The sequence below is a fragment of the Aquimarina hainanensis genome (assembly GCF_042684685.1).
GTDB lineage: Bacteria > Bacteroidota > Bacteroidia > Flavobacteriales > Flavobacteriaceae > Aquimarina > Aquimarina hainanensis.
Map to the genome: position 1 here is coordinate 653865 of NZ_JBHULX010000004.1, position 21046 is coordinate 674910.

At 35.2% G+C, this 21046-nt stretch carries 14 protein-coding genes and 2 tRNA genes; 6 read left to right on the forward strand and 10 right to left on the reverse strand.

Annotation, left to right across the window (positions count from 1 at the left end; all coding sequences use genetic code 11):
* Window positions 1-2 precede the first annotated feature (2 nt).
* From ACFSTE_RS08105 to ACFSTE_RS08150, 10 genes are all read right to left on the reverse strand, one after another.
* Entirely contained in the window at window positions 3-1451 is a 1449-nt protein-coding gene (locus tag ACFSTE_RS08105; RefSeq protein WP_378257148.1) for a glutamate-cysteine ligase family protein, read from the reverse strand.
* 348 nt (window positions 1452-1799) lie between these two features.
* A complete protein-coding gene (locus ACFSTE_RS08110) occupies window positions 1800-3161 on the reverse strand; it encodes a hypothetical protein (RefSeq protein ID WP_378298055.1) in 1362 nt (453 codons plus the stop codon).
* Window positions 3162-3357: 196 nt separating this feature from the next.
* A complete protein-coding gene (locus ACFSTE_RS08115; protein WP_176028708.1) occupies window positions 3358-4482 on the reverse strand; it encodes a hypothetical protein in 1125 nt (374 codons plus the stop codon).
* A gap of 496 nt (window positions 4483-4978) precedes the next feature.
* Entirely contained in the window at window positions 4979-5575 is a 597-nt protein-coding gene (locus ACFSTE_RS08120; protein ID WP_378257144.1) for a collagen-like triple helix repeat-containing protein, read from the reverse strand.
* 222 nt (window positions 5576-5797) lie between these two features.
* Window positions 5798-7252: a pyridoxal phosphate-dependent decarboxylase family protein gene (locus tag ACFSTE_RS08125; protein ID WP_176028710.1), complete on the reverse strand. Its 1455-nt coding sequence runs from the start codon at window positions 7250-7252 to the stop codon at window positions 5798-5800.
* A 601-nt stretch (window positions 7253-7853) separates the two neighbouring features.
* Window positions 7854-9125 (reverse strand): hypothetical protein, encoded by a 1272-nt coding sequence (locus tag ACFSTE_RS08130; protein WP_176028711.1) that lies wholly within the window; start codon window positions 9123-9125, stop codon window positions 7854-7856.
* Window positions 9126-9804: 679 nt separating this feature from the next.
* Window positions 9805-10242, reverse strand: a complete 438-nt coding sequence (locus ACFSTE_RS08135) for a hypothetical protein (RefSeq protein WP_176028712.1) — start codon at window positions 10240-10242, stop codon at window positions 9805-9807.
* Window positions 10243-10284: 42 nt separating this feature from the next.
* The gene (locus tag ACFSTE_RS08140) at window positions 10285-11559 is read right to left on the reverse strand and encodes a hypothetical protein (RefSeq protein ID WP_176028713.1); all 1275 of its coding nucleotides are present in this window, start codon (window positions 11557-11559) and stop codon (window positions 10285-10287) included.
* A 261-nt stretch (window positions 11560-11820) separates the two neighbouring features.
* The gene (locus tag ACFSTE_RS08145; protein ID WP_378257140.1) at window positions 11821-14451 is read right to left on the reverse strand and encodes an AsmA-like C-terminal region-containing protein; all 2631 of its coding nucleotides are present in this window, start codon (window positions 14449-14451) and stop codon (window positions 11821-11823) included.
* Between the two features lie 153 nt (window positions 14452-14604).
* On the reverse strand, window positions 14605-15312 hold the full coding sequence (locus ACFSTE_RS08150) for a queuosine precursor transporter (RefSeq protein WP_176031075.1): 708 nt from the start codon (window positions 15310-15312) through the stop codon (window positions 14605-14607).
* A gap of 205 nt (window positions 15313-15517) precedes the next feature.
* Here ACFSTE_RS08150 and folK point away from each other — a divergent pair, with 205 nt between their 5' ends.
* The 6 genes from folK to ACFSTE_RS08180 form a co-directional block, all read left to right on the forward strand.
* The gene (gene folK / locus ACFSTE_RS08155; protein WP_378257138.1) at window positions 15518-16651 is read left to right on the forward strand and encodes a 2-amino-4-hydroxy-6-hydroxymethyldihydropteridine diphosphokinase; all 1134 of its coding nucleotides are present in this window, start codon (window positions 15518-15520) and stop codon (window positions 16649-16651) included.
* 215 nt (window positions 16652-16866) lie between these two features.
* A complete protein-coding gene (locus ACFSTE_RS08160; RefSeq protein ID WP_176028716.1) occupies window positions 16867-17409 on the forward strand; it encodes a TrmH family RNA methyltransferase in 543 nt (180 codons plus the stop codon).
* Between the two features lie 158 nt (window positions 17410-17567).
* The gene (gene mutS, locus ACFSTE_RS08165; protein WP_378258948.1) at window positions 17568-20159 is read left to right on the forward strand and encodes a DNA mismatch repair protein MutS; all 2592 of its coding nucleotides are present in this window, start codon (window positions 17568-17570) and stop codon (window positions 20157-20159) included.
* A gap of 100 nt (window positions 20160-20259) precedes the next feature.
* Window positions 20260-20331, forward strand: a tRNA-Gly gene (locus ACFSTE_RS08170).
* A 25-nt stretch (window positions 20332-20356) separates the two neighbouring features.
* Window positions 20357-20442, forward strand: a tRNA-Leu gene (locus tag ACFSTE_RS08175).
* A gap of 355 nt (window positions 20443-20797) precedes the next feature.
* Window positions 20798-21046 (forward strand): hypothetical protein (locus ACFSTE_RS08180; RefSeq protein ID WP_378298057.1); only part of this gene is annotated, 249 nt, incomplete at its 3' end.

A 21046-nucleotide genomic window follows, 5' to 3' on the forward strand; every position in this document is an offset into this window, starting at 1 on the left:
AATCAAACGGTATTAAGAGAAGTATTTAAAAAAGAATTACTGTGTTTAAGGTATTGATGCCATTCAGCTTGTTTGGGGATAGGAAATGCGTAATGAGATAAGAATGCCGACATGCCTCCATGGTGCATTAGGGCTAGGGCAATATCTGCCGGACTCTCTAATGTTTTAATACGATTATACAGAGGCTGTAGGAATTGTTCTTCCTGTTGACCTCGTTGTAATAATCCTATATATGCAATAGTGAGCACTTCTTTAATAATGCCGATCATATCATGAGAAGATTTTTTTAGAGCCATTCCGTGTTTAATAGCCTCCATTCGGAATTGCTTCCATTCTTGTAGTGATAAGCGCTGCATAAGTATTTTAGCAGCATCTATATTCTCAATGAGTCCCAAAGTAAGAGCAGCAGAAGTAAGTGTTTCTCCAGGAGGTTGTTGGCAGCACATTCGACTTTCTACAGTTCCGTATTTAGGGACGAGTCGCGCATTGAACCAACTAAAAGGAACAATGTGATGCAGGTCTTCGGGCTGTGGGGTGATGGGGATTTCTTTTTTATTTAGAGCGCGTCCTATAGCGACTCCTTTTTGTTGGTAATAAGTATTGAAATTTGTTTTGTTGATAACCTGATAGTAGGTGCCATCTCGGGGAATAAGTAAGGTAGAAATCTGACATAGGTGTTCCAGGTAGTCAGAAAGAGAAGTAAATTTTGGGGGTATACCAAGCTGTTGTGACAGGTTAGGAAAAGCATATTTCCATAATAGTTCTCGGTTTGCTTTATATTGGTCAGTATGTTGGTTATTCCAGATAGGGGAATTTGCTTGCATAGCAATAAGAGGACCTGAAAATGCATTTAATATATTAACAGCATCAATGGCTTCTGTTTCATTTACTTTGATATGGCATTGATTAGAAGCTGTAATGGCTAAATGGTCTGAGTCAAACCCTTTTGTAGGCGGTATGAAGTTGTGATATGAAAAATGCTTAAAAAAAAGATATCGTTCTTTAGGCATGACCAACTCATGACCAGGAGTGGCACATGGTTGTATTCCATAGCCGATTATATAACATTGATGTTTGAGCAGAAAAGGAAGTATATGATGAAGGATTTTGGTTAAGCGTGTTTCCAATTGATACAATGTATGTTGCGGGGCAAGTACAATCTCGAGAATGCTATAACCTACATCAGTCGTAATACTGTCTTGATAAAAGGCGGTAGAGGATGGCGAAGCTGCCATTTTTGTAGCAGTACAATAAAAACCAGTAAAAGAATCTCTTTCTAGCAGGAAACCTGCTTTTTCTAGATGGATGAAAAGCCTTTGAATTAGTGAAAAAGGGGGGGCTTCCCCTTTATGAGTTACAATTGGGAATTCACATTCAATTCCAATAGTACGGGGCGTTGGAGTAGGGCAAGTAAATTTTTTTACGAATTCTCGGTATAGTTGGTTGGTCATTCTGGTTGGTTTTAAGAAAGGAAAAACGCATGCATTTTTCCAATTGGTTTAGTAGTCAATACGCAAAGAAAGATACAAGGAGTTCCTGTAGATTGAAAATATTATTTTTCAACAGTCTTTTAATAAAAAAATAGAAGCTTGGTTATGAGTCGATTATTGATAGCAGGTTGGTTTTTAGCGTATTAATTTTGCTTTTTTACAATAATCTTTGCGGTTCAAAAAATGATAAAATTGATTTTTTGATATTGAGAATCTACATAAAGATAAAAAAAAAGAAAGTAGATATACAATAAAAGCCACCAAAATTAGGTAGCTTTTATTATATGTTTTTATGAGTTTTATCAAAGGTTAATGATTAGGTAGTACATCTCCTGTATGTGCATTTAGACATTGGTCACAATCATTAAAATTAATTCGGGTTCTTTTGATACGCCCGTTTATTTCCTGTTTGATGAAGAGTTGCTTTTTTCCTTCTATGATTTCCAAATAACAATCTCCGGTGAGGAGCTCTCTGGAATAGCCTATGTTAGAAACACAGCTGGGGTTGTAAAAATTGCTACTACAATGGTAAGGCGTATTCTGATTAGTGCTATTTCCGGTTGTTGTCAGATCTATTAGTTCAGAAACTATTTCTTCAGGGGAATGAGTGAAATTATCAAGACAAATGATTTCGGTATTTATTAGAAGACGGTATCCATTAGAGGTAATAGTTCCTTTTAGGTCTTCCAGATACCCTTGAGTAATTCGCTCAGCAGGAAGTGCCCAAAAATAATGAGCAGTTTCGCTATTGTAATTTTTTACAGGATGGCCATAATTTACACCTACAGCCCCTGTTGTTTTGACGTTAGATTTAAAAGAGAATCTCGCTTCTTCTTTGATGTTGAGAAAGGTGACTTTTAATACAGATCGAGGAGGGACAATAACGTTTTGAAATTCCTGACCTGTAGCGAATATGTTAACTTCTTCACTTCCTCTGATTTGCTTAAAGCCTATTTTGAGTCCTACAGTGGCAGTAATTTCTCCTTCTGCAATCATTTTGATCCCTGTACTGAATGTGGCAGAGGTCTTTAATTCGAACGCTTGTTCATATTCGTTGACCCAGCTGATTTTTGATTTTTTTTGCTGAGTAGCATATACTCGTGTTGCTAATGCTTGATTACTGGTATTGATAAAATATTGAATCGTATGAGTGTCTTCTTTAATTGTTCTGGAGAGTTCCTTGATATGAGGAGGGTTGATATCTATAGTAGGGCGAAGGTTTAGCTGTTGAGATACATTCGGGACAGGGATGTAATCCGAAGTGTTTTCTGTATATCCCCAGTAATCGATAGCTTCTGTCTTGTTAAATGAAATAGCATCAGGAACTACACCATCAGCTGAGGTGAACAGGTTAAATAAAGCAGTGCGTTTAGGGGAGGATTGGGTATTGTACAATTTATCGACGATTGCTCGTGAAAGTGGAGTAGAAACAGTGCTTTTTGCTATTTTGGCATTTCTTTTTAAAAAAGGGAGGTCCTCGGAGTTGAAAGATGTAAAAGTTTCCTGTTGTAACATTGTTTCTAAAGAAGAATACCCTTTTTTGATATGAAGGGGAGTTGTTGTTTCTACATTGTTTTTAGTAAGGTCGTCTTCTTGTTCATTCTGACAAGAAAAGAATACAATCGTGGCGGATATAATGTATGTGAATGGGGTCGTAATGATATTTTTCATGAGATGATTTTGTGCCATGTTAGATATGATTTAAGGAATTAGATATCACTATTAGTAATGAGAGTGATAATAAAAACAGGATCATTAGTTGAAAATAATAAAAACAGTATAACCTAAAAAAGTAACGGTTATACTGTTTTTTGTTTGAGAGAGTTATTTCTTTATACAATGCGTTATTTGTTTGTGCCTTGGTAGTTTATTGTTTCGATAGATCGATGATTTTACCGATAGCATCCTCTGCATTAAATTCGTCATAGGAGATTACATCAATCTGAGTCGCTAACATATATCCTTCAGTTTCAATATACCCTTTGTTATTTTCTATAAAACCATCAGTGATTCTACTGGCAGGTAATCCCCAAAAATAATGGGCAGTACTCGAATTGTTGTTTCGTACAGGGTGACCGTAATTAAGTCCTACCATTCCATTCATGGATACTCCGGATTCAAAACTCCATTTAGCAGTTTGTTTTAATTCGATATACGTGACTTTTAATACGGACCTTGGTTGTACAGAAATCCCTCTAACTTCTAACCCATTACGAGAAATAAAAGTTTCTTCTTTTCCACGGATCTGTTTAAAGCCAATTTTTGCACTGGCGGTTACTTTAATTTTTCCTTCTGCTATCATTTTAATACCAGTAGTGAAAGAAGCTTCTGCTCCTACAGTAAACTCTTGAGTGTATTCATTAGTAACAGTGATTTTGGATTGAGTTTCCTGATATTGATCCAGTTTAGCAGATAAGATTTGGTCTGTTTTATTTATCAAATATGCTACTCGATGGTTTCCGATATCATTTAAAGAAGATCGAGATTCAAGTTTTAGAGTTGGAGGATTTATCTGGGTGTAGGCTTTTAGCCCAAGTCGATGAGAGACGCTTGGAATAGGTAAATAATCAGACTCATCATCCGTATATCCCCACCAGTCAACTCCTTCAGTTTTATTAAAAGAGATTCCATCCGGTTCATATCCGTCATCCGAGGTGAATAAACGTAGTAATTGTTGTCGTTTTCTGGTTGATTTGGTGTTCCATAGCTTGTCGACGATGGCTCTTGTTAGTGGTTGCTTGATTGGAGCAGTAGTGCTCTTTTCTGATGACTGGTTTTCAGTGTTTGAGGATGTAAATACAGGAAGGTAAGTTCCGTCCTTTAGTTTTTCAGCGATAGTACTGGAGTCTTGTGAAATTTCTTTATTCTGTATCTCAAGTGTATCTTCTTCTGTTTGGCATCCGATAATAACAATACTGATTAATACTGCTGTAACTACCCTTAGATAGGAGCTATATCCTATTGATTTGGAATTGCTTTTTTTGATAGGCATAAAGTTGTGTTTTTTTTGTTAATAATTGGTTACCTGTATGTTAAGCGCTTACAACAAATAATCATGTCTAACTAATGAAAAAAACAAACGTTATTTTGTGTGTTAACAAAGTGTATAGGATAAATAATATGGAGAAAAGAGTTGTTTTTTTAAGGAGATTTGTTTTTTATGTGCTGATAATTAGTAGTTTATTTTTTTTATGAATGTTTTGTGGTGAAAATGACTGCTTTCAAAACTTTAACATGATAAGGGGGGAATACTGTTAATAAATTAACAGTGACATGCTCATTTTTTTTTAATAAAAGGAGATTTAACACAGGAAAAGAGTTATACATTTTAAAGGTAAATCGTATATAAATAACAATTTATATACGATAAAATAATATATAAATAACAGATTGTTGTTGGGTGATAGTTTAAAGAGGTGTTAAGGTGAAAAAAACAGTTCTCCGAATCAGGAGAACTGTTTAGGTGTAAAAAAGGGGTAGAGAATAATTTATTCTTTGAAATCAAAAAGCTCTTTGATTTCTTTATATGACATTTGGGTGTACTTTTTTCTTTTGGAGCCTCCTTCTGTATCTTGTACAGTATGCCCTCCAGGGATGATTACATATCTAAAATCACTGAAAAAAGTATACACTCTGCTTTCTCCATTGAGGGAGTTTACCCGTATTTGTAAACTATAGTAACTACCGTTATCGGATTCAAAAAGAGCAAATCCATAGTACTCTTCCTGTGGAGCATGAATATAGGGGAGCTGATAGACTGTATTGTCATTTCGTTTGCCATAAACAAGTATCACATCTGTATTCGTATTGACTTCACTAGTGTCTATGGTTGCGAGTCCTTGTGCATTTTGAGAAGAAGCATTAGGATTGAGAAAGTTTCTGCTAATCCAGTCAGAGTAGATGACATTAGCGGTTCCGGGATCTCCCTGATCTCCTTTTATACCTTGCTCTCCTTGTATTCCCTGATCTCCCTGGGGGCCTTGTGGTCCGAGATCTCCATCTTCTCCCGAACACCCGGTAAAACACCCTCCCAAACCTATCAAGGTGCTTATCATAACCAATACTACCATTTTTCTTGTTTTCATCTTTTTTAGTTTTTGATGTTGTTAGAATACAAACCTATTATAGCTAATAAGAATGCAGGTGTTACTTTTTTGATTTTCAATAATTAAGGACTTATTTCTGTGTGAATAAGAGAAGGGAATGATATTTTGAAAGGTAGCATTTAAAAAGAAAGGGTAGTATATTTATATGACAAAGCCTTGTAACAGAAGTACAAGGCTTTTTTATTTAGAAGAAAGAGGAGGTTATTTTTCTTGTATAGTTTCCATTTCTTCTGCTCCGTAAGCCTCACATTGATCCAGGGTATCCTGAATATGTTGTAAGGTGGTTCTGGGATTGATCAGACACATGCGAAGTACTACTTGACCTTGCAGAATCGTGGTTACTAATAATGCATCTCCTGAAGCGGTGATTTTTTTTGAGATGTTTTGATTGATTTTATCTAGCTGTTCTTCTGATAGTGTATGATTAATAGGGTGATATCTATAATTAATCACTCCCAGAGTTGCGGGAGAGATAACTTCCCACTTTGCACTTTTGCGAAGAATAGCCTCGGTTTTTTCTGCTAATTCGATGTTGTATTGTACAGCATTTTTAAAAGCGTCCAGCCCGAATGTTTTGAGTGACATATAGAATTTTAACGCCCTGAATCGTCTGGTTAGTTGAATTCCGTGGTCATAGAAGTTAATTTCAGATTCATTTCCTTCAATATCTCGTAAGTATTCCGGTTTTTCACTGAATGTACCACTTAACCAGCTATGGTTTTTTACCAATAAGCAACCCATTTCATAAGGTTGGAAAAACCATTTATGTGGGTCAACGGTCAAAGAGTCTGCTTTTTCAATTCCTTTGAGGAATTTTTTACCATCTTTTGCTAAGATGGCTGCCCCTCCAAATGCCCCATCTATGTGGAACCATAGATCTTCATTTTTGCAAATAGTAGCAAGTTCATCCAGTGGGTCTACCGTTCCTGTATTGGTAGTTCCTGCAGATGCAATCATGCAGAAGGGGTGTAACCCTTCCAGTCGGTCTTTGGCAATGGCATTTTTTAATTTGTTAATCGATAATTTGAATTCAATATCAGTAGGAATGATCCGTATTTGTTCCTTTTTGAATCCAATCACTTTGATAGCTTTGATGTTGGAAGAATGTGCCTGATCAGATAAGTAGATCACTGCTTTAGAAAAATCATCACCGCATTTTATTCTTCTGGCGGTTACTAATCCGGTAAGATTTGCCATGGATCCTCCACTAGTGAAAATCCCTCCTCCATTTTTTTTAGGGAACCCAAAAATTTCCAACAACCAGTTCATGGTTTGTATTTCTAATTCAGCTGCAGCCGGGGAAGCAGCCCACCCCCCTGAGAAAATATTAAATCCAGTGGCAAGGGTATCTGCCATAGCGCTTACGTAATTGCTGGGTCCCGGAACAAAAGAAAAGGATTTCGGATGGGAAACAATATTTCCATGCGGAATTACATGATCCATTACAAAATCCAATACATCATTGGCTGGAGTCGGTGTATGCGGAATATCTTCTGCTAATAATGCATCCATTTCCTGTCTAGAAGCCGATGTTACAGGCTTTTTATCGTTTTGATTCTCAAAATGATCAACGATATGTTCTATAATTCTGTATCCATATTGAAGCATATCTTCTTTGGATAACATTAATTTATTATTGAGATTATTGTCGTTCATTACAATATTTTTTTCGTCTTACTAGCACAAAGGTACTTCGATTATATGTAATTATACTTGTATAAATATTTTAAAAAATAGTAATCTGATTGTAGGTTATACTTGATCATTGAGATTTAAATGCTTTAGTACTTATCTCAAAATTAATAATCATTTCTTATATGATATCTCCTATGTCTGTTTCAGAGGAGTTTATGCACTGAAAAGATACTCATCCTGCTGGATATAAAGGGTGAAAATTCTAAAAAAAGAAAGCGGTCACATGACCGCTTTCTACCCTAAGTAATAATACTCATAATAGCACAATTAAACTAAAGTTGAGTTTGTGAAAAAAGTGTTATATCATTTTGTGGTTAACAAAATATGTTTGTGTGCTATTGGGTATGTATATCATTATTTTTTATTTGATTGTTATTTAGGTTTATCTTTTTTGGTAAAAAGCTTCATCTTTTTCGAATGGTGTTGTATAAATTGTAGGTTGCAAAAGATGAAGCTGTTGATTACCTGTTAATCTGTAGGTTATTTACTCAAGTGTTCTTGATGGATTCTCATACTTGTTTTTATTTTTGGAGCAAAAAAAGTAAGTGAGTGCAGTTTATTTCTATTCCTGCATAACCGTATAATTATTTAATGACTGTTTTAACTGGAATTTAGGGGCTATTATATTCGTGGGGTCTTTAAATAAATCTTCTGCACTAAGGAAATCCTTTGTGAATCGATTGTATTTTAAGATGTTTACAATACTAGTTTTTTCAATACTTCTAGATTCAACACCATCTCCGTGAATATTAAAAAAACTATTATCCATTTTAAAAGTCTTTTCGATAACGTCAACAGAGGAGTATGATTTATCAAATTTAATGACGTTAGAAAAACCGGATATTTTCGAGTTGTGAATATACAGAGTAGCCAGATTAGACGATTTGATCGCAGCTGTTGTATGTTGGTAGTTGCTGCTATCTGATAAATTGACTAAGGTGGCATCCGTTATAGTTACGTCAGTAACTGCGTTTGGCTTTATATATCCCAGTTCGTGGTTATACCCATTTACAGCCAGAGCATATGATCCGTTGGAACATGTAATGTAAGGATGTCGGATGGCTATAACGTTATTAAGGTCACCTTTAAATCCTTCAGATATATCATAGTCATTAGCTTCTGCTTTATAGGAAATAAGGTTTTTGGTATTATTTCGACCTCCTTTCCAGCTAAAAGACCCTAAAGCAGAATGACTGATCATGATATGATCTAGAATAGATGTGCTTCCTAGTCCGTATAAGGATAAAGCATGGGATCCTTTCCCTTTTTTGGTTTTGTTTCCTGCGTATTCAATTCTTAGGTACCTAAGAATAGTTGTTTGTTCATCGTGCTGATCTCCACCATAAATAGCAAATTGAGGATTAAAATTACCTTGTATAACCCCGCTACCTGATACGGTATTGATTTTTCCAGAACCAACAATAGTGATACCTCCCCAATCTCCACTAGTCCTTGATTTTGGAGATTTATTAGAAGTGAATACAATTGGATAGGCTTCTGTCCCTGCTGCAATAAGTTTAGAACCTCTGGTAATAATAAGATTTGCAGGATTCTCGTGGTCACAGCGAATTACAGTTCCTTTTTGTATTGTTAAAGCAGCTCCACTGGTTACATATACATCCCCTGATAATAAATATACGATGTCATTTCGTAAGAATGTATCGCTATCTATAATATTAGGTAGTTTTTCTTCTGCTTCCGGGTAGTTTACTTTATTAGGCTCAAAATTAGTCCAACCCTTAATCCATCGGTGTTCATTTTGATTGAAGTTTTGGGCTGAAAGTAGATTTGCTATTAAAAGTGTAAATAACAAGATCAAATTAGTTAATCTCATAATAGTACTATTTTGGGGTTCATAATATTAGGAGGAAAATTCTTTCTCCATATTTTTGGGATGTACAAGTTAACACACTTTGATAAAATGTGGTTACGTGTTTACCGTAAACTTTGTGTGTTGGTCGGTATTTTGGCTATATTTCACAAAAATTTAACAGTTTTATTCTTACTTATAGAGTTGTTTTTTCTGTCTAAATTGTTTTTTTGTCTTACTTGTATGAAAATTCTGATTTTTATTTAAAATATTGATTATTAGTTAATTATGGTTTTTGAGTATTTTTAGTGTGTGAAGTTTGTTTTTTGAGTGTGTTGGTTTTTAATGTATTATATGAGTAAAATTTGTTTTTTGTCGATATTTTGTGATTTGCTGTAAGAATGTAAATGAACTGCTTGCAAAAGCAAAACTATAAATCAGGAGAGATGCTGTTTGTTGTAGGGTGATTTTGCTGATATTTTAAATTGGGTATAAAAAAAAGTAGCTTGTTTCGACAAGCTACTTTATACTTATATGATAAACGGTTATATTCTTAATCCAAGAACTCTTTTTATATAGGTTTTATTTATTGATGGAGAGGCTAGGCTGTTCAGTAAAGGAACTTTCTTATGATGCGAATTGTTTCTCCAACAGATACGAATAAACTAAATAGATAGGATCAAACTAAAAGAGAGGTCTGGTGTTAGAAGTTTCCGTTGGCACCTATTCTTATCTTTTTGATAATTTCTTCAAAGTACAGGATTGACCAAACTATTTTTTCGGTATCAGCATAAGGAACAAATTCTGAAATCATATTATTAGTAACTTCAAAAGCCTTGGTGGTGGCTTCGTGATGTTTCCCTAATACTTTGAGGTTTTGACTATCTTCCTTAATTCCATTATCTCCCAAAGAAACATCTGCTTGATTTGCTAATGCCAAATATGGGATAATGGTAAGTATCTCCCTTACTCTGTATTTATATAAACTGATAAGTTCCCCTTTTTTTAATTCTTCTAACTCGTCAATGGTATGAAACTTATTGATCAATGTTTTTTGATCAAAGAAGATGTTATCTTTAGATTGGGCAAAGCTGATGTTTATAAATAGGATAGCAAAAAGCAGTGTTGTAATCGATTTCATTCTTAATTGGTATTGATAGTTAATGTTCGTACATACCCAAATTTACTGCATTACGGTGTAATTGCCAAGAGATTCTTTCAAAGTAAATTTAGGATGTTTAATATTCATTGGGTCTGTAAATAAGTCTTTTGCACTTTTGAAGTACGTTGTGAACATATTATACTGTAGTAGTTTTTTAGTGGTTGAATAGGGCTCATCATAGCTAACCAAAACAGATTTATCATGTACATTAAAGACACTATTGTCTAAGGTAAATGACTTTGATATATCTGCAAACGATTGAAATGACTTGTCAAACTTTATTACATTGGCGAATCCAGATATTTGAGAATTGGTTAGGTCCAATTGTGCCATGTTTTTAGCAGCAATAGCTGCAGTAGTATGTTGATAGTTGGTTCTATCTGCAAGATTTATAAAAACAGCATTCTCTATTTTTACTTTTGATAAGGATGATTCAGATATAAAACCAGTGTTTTTGTCATATCCATCTATTTCGATTGCATATGATCCGCTGGAATCAGAAATGTAAGGATGTCTTATAGCCACAATGTTTTTCATACCTCCTTTGTATCCCAGGGTGAAATCATAATCATCATCTTTTGCTTTATAAGAAATAAGATTGTTCATTTTTACATTCCCCCCAAAACATTCAAAAGAATCATCAGCAGAATGGCTAATCATAATATTATTAATGACGGAAAGTTTCCCCAGTGCATATAAGGTAAGTCCGTTGAGTTCTTTAGAGCGATTGATTTTCTGACCTGCATATTCTATACGTACATAGGTCATAATAGTAGTGATATCATCATCTTTGTCTCCTCCAAAGATAGAATATTGTGGAGCAAAGTTCCCTTCGATAATGCCTGTTCCTGTCGGAGAGTTAATAGTTCCGGTTCCTACGATGACAATACCTCCCCAATCCCCTGCTTTTCTTCCTTTGGCAGATTTGTTAGAAGTGAATACAATTGGTTGCGTTTTGGAACCTTGCGCAATTAATTTGGCCCCCTTGGTAATGACCAGTGAGGTTGATTTTTCTGAGTCACATCGTATAATGGTTCCTTCTTCTATAGTTAGTAAAGCATTTTTAGTGACATATACATTTCCCGACATTAAATAAGTAATGTCATTACTGAGAAATATATCGCTATCGATGATCGTTGGTAATGTCTCCTCTGCTTCGGGATATACTTCATGGTTAGGGTCAAAATTTGTCCACCCTTTCATCCATTTCATTTCGTGATCCTTAAAGCTGTTTTGAGAAAAAACAAAGATTGGCAACAAAAATAACGTGACTTGTGATATGATACTTAGTTTCATGACTTTTAGGGGTTATCAGTTATCGAATTGTTGCAAAATTATAACTAATGTAATCAGTAAATTGAGATATCAGTTTACGAAATAGTTAAGTCATATTTGTGTGATTTATTGTGTAGGAGGTTTACTTTTTTTTAACAAAAACTTAAATCACTTTGATTCTCAGGGGGGTAAAACCCCTATGTTTTGTAGGAAAACAATAGGGGTTTTAGGAGATTTTTAATAAGTTTTTGTAAGATATATGGAATTCATTTTATGAAAATGTTAATTCTTAGTTTTAGTGGTGTCTTTTTTCTTTTTGCGTCCAAACATTCCTCCCAGAATATCTTTTGCAGCATTTTTTAATTGTTTTTCAGGAGTATTAGTTGTGTTTGTTTTAGTGGAATCACTTTTAGACTTGGCGCCTCCTAAAAGATCTGTAATAACTCCTGTTCCTGTATTGAGAAGTTGATCTTTTACCTTTCCTTTTTGTTTGTCAATAATACGTTGGGTTACTTCTTTTACTGCTCCGGAAGTGTTTAATTTTATTTGTGGGTTTGTGAAATTACCTGCGATTCCGATGGGGACTCCAATTGTCATGTTTTTTGCTTCTTGAGGGCTCAATTGAGAAAGCAAACTAGTTACATCTTTTCCCAGATACTTAGCAGGAACGTCCATGGTTACCTTGTAATCCATGTTTTTGTCCAGACCGTGACTACCTCCTGCAGTAAATTTTACCCCTTTAATATCAAAATTAAAAGGTTTGACATTTACCTTTCCATCATTAAAATCCAGATGAGTTTTGATGTTTTTGATATTGAGTTTGTCTAGCTTCAGGAAATCCAGTTTCCCATCCAGTTTACTTATCAGTGGAGCTTTGCTGGAGTTGACTTGAGCATTCAGTATTTCTGCTAATGCACTTCCTTTAATAGAGGTTAGTACGGGAGTAAGGTCGTCATTTAGGTCTCCGTTTAGTTGTAATTCTGTTGTGAGTAAGCCTGTTAATGCTTTTGCGATAGGAGCATAACCTTTTAATAGATCCAAACTGCTGAATGATTGTGCAATGTTTATCTTATTTAATTGGAGAGCCATATCAAAATTTGGTTTTTTCTCTTTAGTAGAAACTTTCCCGTCAAAAGCAATGCCTCCATCAAAAATAGAGGAAGTTACTTTTTGTAAATAGGCGGTTTCATCCTTTATTTTTACGGTTCCTTTGGCATCTTTAAGAGTAAGATTGTCGTAGATTACTTTTTTAGCATCAAAAGTTAGAGTTGCATCTAAAAAAGAAGGAATCTGTAGGGCTTCTTCTGTCGTTGATGTGGTTTGTTGTAGAGAATCTGCAGCAGTATCTTCTACCATAAAATCATGAACATCAAAAACAGTAGAGGAAACATCAAAGTTTCCTTTAAGATCCTGTTTGGCAAAAAGAAAGCCCATAAGGTTGTGAATGCTACCTTTTGCTTCCATATCAGAAGCTCCGGTAGTGGCTTGTAAATTTTCCAATGTAATCGTTTCGGGTTGGAAAAGAACATTGGCTTGCTGAATGTGGATTTCATTAGGGAGTTCTTCGGAGGTATATGCAAAATCTTTGATGCCGGCACTTCCACTACTTTTGATGTGTTGATATTGTTCTTTTTCTAAAGCGTTCATGTCAAAATTCACCTGAACATTGGCATTCGCAATTCCATTTAATTTTTGTTCCAATTCCAGTGGATATGCCTGGTTTACATTAGCCAGATTGACAGTTCCGTGTAACCCCATGGAAACCAGCATATTTTTGGTGATGTTTCGCAGGCTTCCCTTGGCAGCGAAAGCATCCTGATCAATTTTGAAAGTAAAATTGTCGATAGTAATATAAGTGTCATCAGGATTTCCGGTATCGTTCTTTACCTTAGTGTCTATATTGATTCCTGTAACACTTTTGGGAAGATCGGGATATTTGAAAGAAGCATTATGCGAAAGAATTTTAATGTCCATGGTCGGGATCTGCGTGTCGCTAATGTGTCCTTTGACCATTCCATCAACCGAAAAATCCCCCGATGTTTTTACCCCATTGAGATCCTTGGCATAAGAGGCAGGAATAACTGCCAGTAAATTTTTAAAATCAGAGGTAGGTGTTTTAAAACTGAGATCCAATAAGGTACTTTTCTCTAATAGCTGAACAAATCCTGCAAATTCTAAAGGGAGTTGATTAAGTAATAGTTTATTTTCTCTAAAGGAGTATTTCTGATTTTCCAGATCCAATTCTAATTCAGCGTCTAATTGTAGTTTGTTTTTGTCGAGGTAATTAGAGCCGTCCATGTCTAAGGAAGCTGCTACAGATGATTGGGTGTCTAAAATGATTTTTTGTCCTGAAACAGAACCTTCTCCAACATGGTTGATGGTAGTAAGATCCATTTTAATTTTGCTTACATCATCCTGATAGCGGATATTACTATTGTTTAATTCATAGTGTTTTAGGTCAAAGGTGAAATCACTGGAAGATGTTTCAGGTGTCGTTTGTTCTTTTTCGGTAGTTTTTGCAATATCTAAGTTAGAATTCCCAAGACTATCCGTTTTAATAGTGATACTGGCTTCATCAATAATCACTCGAGTAACATTGACTGCCTGAGAAGATGTTTTAAAAAGTTGACTCATTCCCATAGCCAATTCAATTCGTTTGGAATAAGCAAGAGTGTCTCCCTCAAAAGGAGTGTGATTCGTAACTGATAAGTCGTTGATTACTACGGTTGCCTGTGGGAAATTTTGAAATAAGCTGATATCTACATCCGAGAAGTGAACAGTCGCATTTACCTGTTCATTGATGAAATGTAGTACTTTATCCTGAATGCTTCCCTTGAATAAAAAGGGAAGAGCAATCAGTGCGAGAATGCATACTAAAAGAAAGGCTCCGATGATTTTAACTATTTTTTTCATTTGCTTCTTATTTTGTAGCGATACTATTTTTTAGTGTTATTTGGGGATTTTGATTCTGTATTTCTTTGTAATCAGTGTTGCTGATTTCAAGAGAATAAAATAACGATTTTGAATTGATATTTTATTGTTTTTATAGATTAAAAATTTGTTAGTTTATACTGTAAGTGCTAATTCTTCTCCTTGTTTTAGAGAAAATCTTTTTCGAAAACAATAAACTCCTAGGTAAATCAAAGGAGTGTCCAGAACAGCGACCAGCATTTTGAACAAAAAACCATTGAGTAATAAAGCACCGAAACGATCCCATTCTATAATATGACTAGCACATAGTAATAAAAGTACGGTAGCAGTATCAATAAGTTGCGAGAAAAAAGTGGAAAAATTATTACGAAGCCATAAATGCTTTCCTTTGGTAATCCGTTTCCAGAAATGAAATACCTGAATATCGATGTATTGAGCAAATAGATAAGCAAGCATAGATGCTAATACTGCAATAGTAGTCGCTCCGAATACGGTTGAGAATACCGTATCGGTAATGGGAGACCAGGAAGTTGCAGGAACGATATCAGCTACAAAAATAATAAGGAGCGAAAATAAAGAAGCAAAAATTCCGGCAGTTACAATCTGATTCGCTTTTTGCTTTCCATAAATCTCGCTGATAATATCTGTAATAAGAAAAGTAATTGGATAGGGGAGTATCCCGACCGAGATTTCAAAGGTATAGACTCCCAGAAAATCCCAGTAAAAAAACTTTTGAAAAATTAGATTAGATACGACAAGTGATGCAATAAAAAGAGCTCCCAGAATTAGATAGGTTCGATACGCAATATATTGGTCTTTGGAAGAAAGGTGAGTAGTTGTCAATGTTTCGTTTTTATATGTAAAGATAGGCAAAAGTACCAGTGTTTTACATTTGTAGCCTGGAAGAATATCCGAGTAAAAAATAGGAACTAATATGATTTTGTCAAGAATGTGAACAACATTTTTTTTACTGTGGTTTTAGTTTAGCTACTTTTGTCGGATGGTTCTGAGACGAATGAGGTCAGAATGTATAATACAAGGTTTTTTTATGGAGAGAGCATCTCATCTGGTACATATATCATTAGGGAGTAATATCGGAGATAGGTTGGCATATTTGCAAAAAGCAATTGATGTCATCTATGAAGAAGTTGGAGATGTGCTTTGTATATCCGGAGTGTATGAGACCCCTGCGTGGGGATTTTCCAGTGATGATTTCTATAATGCATGTATATCCGTTAAAACAAGGTATACGCCAGAACAGGTATTGGATATCTTGATGGGAATAGAACAGGAATTGGGACGTCATCGAAAAGAAGGGGAAGGCTATGAGGCACGGGTAATTGATCTGGATGTTATTTTGTCATCTTGTGGAGTAGTAGCTACTAAAAAATTAAAAGTACCACATCCTTCGATGCAGGAGCGAAAATTTGTATTGGTTCCTTTAGAAGAAATTGCAGCCCAAGAGCTCCATCCTGTTTTTGATAAAACTATAGAAGTATTATTGAGAGAAACGAAAGATACTGCCGAGATCAAAAAAGCAAAGGAACAATTGATCAATCCTAAAGAGAATTTCTCATTTAGTGATTTTAGCTATCTGGCGATTGAAGGAAATATTGGAGCAGGAAAAACAACTCTGGCAACTATGATTGCAGCAGAATTTAATGGAAAACAGGTGTTGGAGCGCTTTTCTGATAATCCATTTTTGCCAAAATTTTATGAAGATAAAGAACGATATGCTTTCCCATTAGAAATGTCTTTCCTGGCAGATCGCTATCGCCAATTTACAGAAGATTCTTCTCAGTTAGATTTGTTTAAAGATTTTATGGTATCTGATTATGATATCTATAAGTCGTTGATTTTTGCACAGGTAACCCTTCCGGAAGAAGAATTTAAACTATATCGTACACTTTTTACCATTATGTATAAAGAGGTGGTGAAACCAGATCAATATATTTATTTGTATCAAAATACAGATCGCTTGTTGCAGAATATTAAAAATCGAGGCCGTACATATGAGCAGAATATTCCTGCTGCGTATTTAGAAAAAATACATCAGGGATATATTGATTTTATAAAAACACAACCTGATCTCACCGTAAAAATAATTGATGTGTCTGCTATTGATTTTGTGAAAAACAGAAAAGATTATTGTTGGCTGTTGCGGGAGATTATAAGGAAGTAGTGTGTGTATTCTTTGATAAAAGAAAAAACTCCCAACAAGTTTGTTGAGAGTTTATAAAGGTTGTTATACTATGTAAAAGTGTTAATTCTTTATTGTGATATCACAAAGCAAATAATTGTTAAGAAGCAGAGAGATTTCCTGTTTTTTTTGAAGAAGCTATAAAGAGCTTTGGTTTTGGTAGGAACCATTTTATAGAAAACAATATTTTTGCAGATATGGAAAAAAACCGAAAACTAAAGAATAGTGAGTTGGAGCGGAAGTCTATTGGAGAGTTCAAAGCTTCGGATAAAACACCATTGATTATTATTCTGGATAATATAAGAAGTCTTAATAATATAGGATCTGTATTCAGAACCGCAGATGCTTTTTTGATAGAGAAGATATATCTATGCGGTATTACAGCGGTTCCTCCACATAAAGATATTCAGAAAACAGCTTTGGGAGCTACTGATACAGTCGATTGGCAACATGTAGAAAGTACAGATGAACTGGTTCGTCAGTTACAGGAAGAAGAAGTGGTTGTGATTTCAGTGGAACAAGCAGCAGATGCAGTTATGCTGGATGAGTTTACACCGCTAAAAGGAAAGAAGTATGCACTGGTATTCGGTAATGAGGTTAAAGGAGTACAGCAATCTGTAGTATCTAAAAGTGATACCGTCATTGAAATTCCTCAGTATGGGAGTAAGCATTCTTTGAATATCTCCGTTAGTGCAGGAGTAGTGATATGGGATATTTTTACTAAAATGAAATACAAATAAGCCCTAAGTCCCCTTGTCCAAAATGTGTTTTGTGGATAAAAAGAACTAATTTATAAAGCGTTGAATTTCCATAAAAAACACAGAATATATACTTTAGCATAAATCATAAAAAATAAATCCCTTTGGCAGCAAAAAACAGTAAAAAGGTAACTCCATTGATGAAACAGTATAACGCAATTAAAGCAAAATATCCAGATGCTTTATTGTTGTTTAGAGTAGGAGACTTTTACGAAACTTTTGGAGAAGATGCGATTAGAAGCGCTGCTATTCTCAATATTGTATTAACTAAACGAGGAAACGGAAGCGATCAGGAAACTGCCTTAGCAGGATTCCCTCATCATTCCTTAAATACCTATTTGCCAAAGTTGGTAAAAGCAGGAGAGCGCGTTGCGATTTGTGATCAGCTCGAAGACCCCAAACAGACTAAGACAATTGTAAAAAGAGGAGTTACAGAATTAGTGACGCCTGGAGTAGCATTAAATGATGAGGTACTCCAAAGTAAGACCAATAACTTTTTAGCTGCAGTACATTACGGGAAAAAAAATCAGGGAGTAGCATTTTTAGATGTGTCTACAGGAGAGTTTTTAATTGCTCAGGGCGATGTAGCACATATTGATAAATTATTACAAAATTTCAGACCCAGTGAGATTTTGGTGTCCAAAGCAAAAAAACAAACATATGAACAGGACTTTGGTACAGAGTACCATGCCTTCTATATGGAAGATTGGGTATTTAAGCCGGATTATGCTAACGAAACCTTGCAGGAACATTTTGAGACTGCTTCTCTCAAAGGATTTGGAGTAGATCACCTACCTGAAGGAATTATTGCAGCCGGGGTTGTATTGCATTATCTGGGAGAAACCCAACATAAGAAACTAGAACATATAACCAGTATACAGCGAATCGCAGAAGATGAGTATATCTGGATGGATCGGTTTACCATTCGCAATCTGGAATTATATGGATCCACTTCTTTTCAGGCAGTGACTCTATTAGATGTGATCGATAAAACGATTTCTCCGATGGGAGGACGAATGCTAAAGCGCTGGTTAGCATTACCATTAAAGAATAAAGAGGCAATTGATAAACGACATGAAGTCGTAGAATACTTTATAGAACAAGAGCAACTCCATCAGAAAATACGACATCAGATTAAGCAAATCGGGGATATCGAACGTCTGATTTCTAAAATTGCAACAGGGAAAGTAAACCCAAGAGAAGTAATTCAGTTAAAAAATTCTCTAGAAGCAATTGTACCTATAAAAGCGCAGGCACAGCATAGCGAAAATACGGCCTTAAAGAAGATAGGAGAGACGTTACACGATTGTGAAGTATTGCGCAGCAAAATAAAAGAAACTCTAAATGAAGAAGCTCCGGTTAATATCCTGAAAGGAAATGCGATTGCCGAAGGATACCTTGATGAGTTAGATGAATTGCGAAATATTGCATTTTCTGGAAAAGATTACCTGGACAAAATGTTAGAACGAGAGACAGAAGCTACAGGAATTACCTCCTTAAAAATTGCATCTAATAATGTCTTTGGATATTATATAGAAGTGAGAAATACACATAGGGATAAAGTACCTGAAACCTGGATTCGCAAGCAAACATTAGTCAATGCCGAGCGATATATTACTGAAGAATTAAAGGAGTACGAAGCAAAGATTTTAGGAGCCGAAGAGAAGATTCTGGAATTAGAGCAACGTTTGTTTCAGGAGTTGATCGTATGGATGAATTCATATATCAAACCAGTACAGGAGAATGCTATTCTGATTGGGCAATTAGATTGTTTGAGTTCTTTTGCACAATTAGCAATAGACAACTCTTATGTGAGACCAGTTATGGAAACGTCCTATGACCTGGAAATTAAAGATGGGCGCCATCCGGTTATCGAAAAACAACTGCCGATCGGAGAACCTTATATTTCAAATGATGTATTTCTGGATCGAGAACAACAACAAATTATTATGATTACAGGTCCGAATATGAGTGGTAAGTCAGCCATTCTACGTCAGACAGCATTGATTGTACTACTGGCACAAATGGGAAGCTTTGTGCCTGCAGCATCTGCCAGAATAGGAATTGTAGATAAGATCTTTACTCGAGTGGGTGCCAGTGATAATATTTCTATGGGAGAGTCTACCTTTATGGTCGAGATGAATGAGACAGCCAATATCCTTAATAACATATCTGATCGCAGTTTGGTATTGTTAGATGAGATCGGAAGAGGAACCAGTACCTATGATGGAATTTCTATTGCATGGGCAATTAGTGAATTCTTACATGAACACCCTACCAAGCCCAAAACACTTTTTGCAACACATTATCATGAATTAAATGAGATGTGTGAGACTTTTAATAGAATCAAGAACTTTAATGTATCTGTAAAAGAATTAAAAGATAATGTCCTGTTTGTACGTAAGCTTGTACCAGGAGGAAGTGAACATAGTTTTGGAATTCATGTAGCAAAAATGGCAGGGATGCCACAGCAGGTTTTACACCGGGCCAATAAAATGCTTAAGAAATTAGAGAAGTCACATAGTAGTGAGGAATTGACAGATAAAATAAAGAAAGTACAAGAAGACGATGAAATGCAGTTGAGCTTTTTTAATTTAGATGATCCCTTATTAGAAGAAATTAAAGAAGAAATCATCGATATTGATATCGATACCCTTACTCCGGTAGAGGCATTGATGAAATTAAATGAGATTAAGCGCTTGTTAACCAGTAATAAAGCATCTAAAGTATAGTTTTTTTTAAAAAAACTTAAAAAAAAGCTTTGTTAATCCTTTAATTGTATTAAATTTGCAACCGCAATAAAGAAAACAAAAAACGTTCTTTGTAATTATTGCGAAAGTAGCTCAGGGGTAGAGCATCACCTTGCCAAGGTGAGGGTCGCGGGTTCAAATCCCGTCTTTCGCTCTGAGCATACAAAATACCAATATATGCTGAAGTGGTGGAATTGGTAGACACGTTGGACTTAAAATCCAATGGGCAGTAATGCCCGTGCGGGTTCAAGTCCCGCCTTCAGTACGAAAGCCTGATAAACATTGTTTATCAGGCTTTTTTTGTTTTTAGATATATTCTGCTATATCCTAAAGTAAATTTCTAACCCTACTAACGAATTACACCTTTTATTCTTTTCTGAAAGAACGGAATGATTATGTACATGCTTATTTTTAGTTGTTTGCAAACTATTTACTGCAAAGACAGGAAAAAGAAATAAAAAAGGATACTTTTTTTTAGGTGGATATTAATTTTGATGACTTTAAGAATCGTTAAAGAATTTTTAATCAGTTGATTGCTTTTTGCATTGATCAATCTTTCATTAGAAGGTTCTTATCGAGGGTATCGTTTAATCAATCGTTCACACTAAAAAGGAGTATTCATGGGAAAAAGAATTCATCATCTATTTGTCTGTTGTATCTTTTTATTCTTTATAGATTCGGGTTATAGTCAGTATAAAGTTATTTATGATCCGTCAGTTATCGCTGGAGCAATCAATTCAGGCACTGGATTAGAGTTTCGCCCAAATCTGAGTATGTTCAGTAGTGGAGTTACGGTCTCTTCCGGTACTGATTTACGATTATCTGTGGCTTCGGATCAGCCTCCTTATGGATGGTTTAGTTATGAGGTT

What these genes read in the sequence shown, in the direction of transcription:
- ACFSTE_RS08140 (WP_176028713.1), bottom strand. Translation starts at nt 11,559, where the DNA reads ATGAAACTAAGTATCATATCACAAGTCACGTTATTTTTGTTGCCAATC.
- ACFSTE_RS08125 (WP_176028710.1), bottom strand. Translation starts at nt 7,252, where the DNA reads ATGAACGACAATAATCTCAATAATAAATTAATGTTATCCAAAGAAGAT.
- ACFSTE_RS08115 (WP_176028708.1), bottom strand. Translation starts at nt 4,482, where the DNA reads ATGCCTATCAAAAAAAGCAATTCCAAATCAATAGGATATAGCTCCTAT.
- ACFSTE_RS08120 (WP_378257144.1), bottom strand. Translation starts at nt 5,575, where the DNA reads ATGAAAACAAGAAAAATGGTAGTATTGGTTATGATAAGCACCTTGATA.
- ACFSTE_RS08160 (WP_176028716.1), top strand. Translation starts at nt 16,867, where the DNA reads ATGGAAAAAAACCGAAAACTAAAGAATAGTGAGTTGGAGCGGAAGTCT.
- ACFSTE_RS08145 (WP_378257140.1), bottom strand. Translation starts at nt 14,451, where the DNA reads ATGAAAAAAATAGTTAAAATCATCGGAGCCTTTCTTTTAGTATGCATT.
- ACFSTE_RS08110 (WP_378298055.1), bottom strand. Translation starts at nt 3,161, where the DNA reads ATGAAAAATATCATTACGACCCCATTCACATACATTATATCCGCCACG.
- mutS (WP_378258948.1), top strand. Translation starts at nt 17,568, where the DNA reads ATGAAACAGTATAACGCAATTAAAGCAAAATATCCAGATGCTTTATTG.
- folK (WP_378257138.1), top strand. Translation starts at nt 15,518, where the DNA reads ATGGAGAGAGCATCTCATCTGGTACATATATCATTAGGGAGTAATATC.
- ACFSTE_RS08130 (WP_176028711.1), bottom strand. Translation starts at nt 9,125, where the DNA reads ATGAGATTAACTAATTTGATCTTGTTATTTACACTTTTAATAGCAAAT.
- ACFSTE_RS08105 (WP_378257148.1), bottom strand. Translation starts at nt 1,451, where the DNA reads ATGACCAACCAACTATACCGAGAATTCGTAAAAAAATTTACTTGCCCT.
- ACFSTE_RS08135 (WP_176028712.1), bottom strand. Translation starts at nt 10,242, where the DNA reads ATGAAATCGATTACAACACTGCTTTTTGCTATCCTATTTATAAACATC.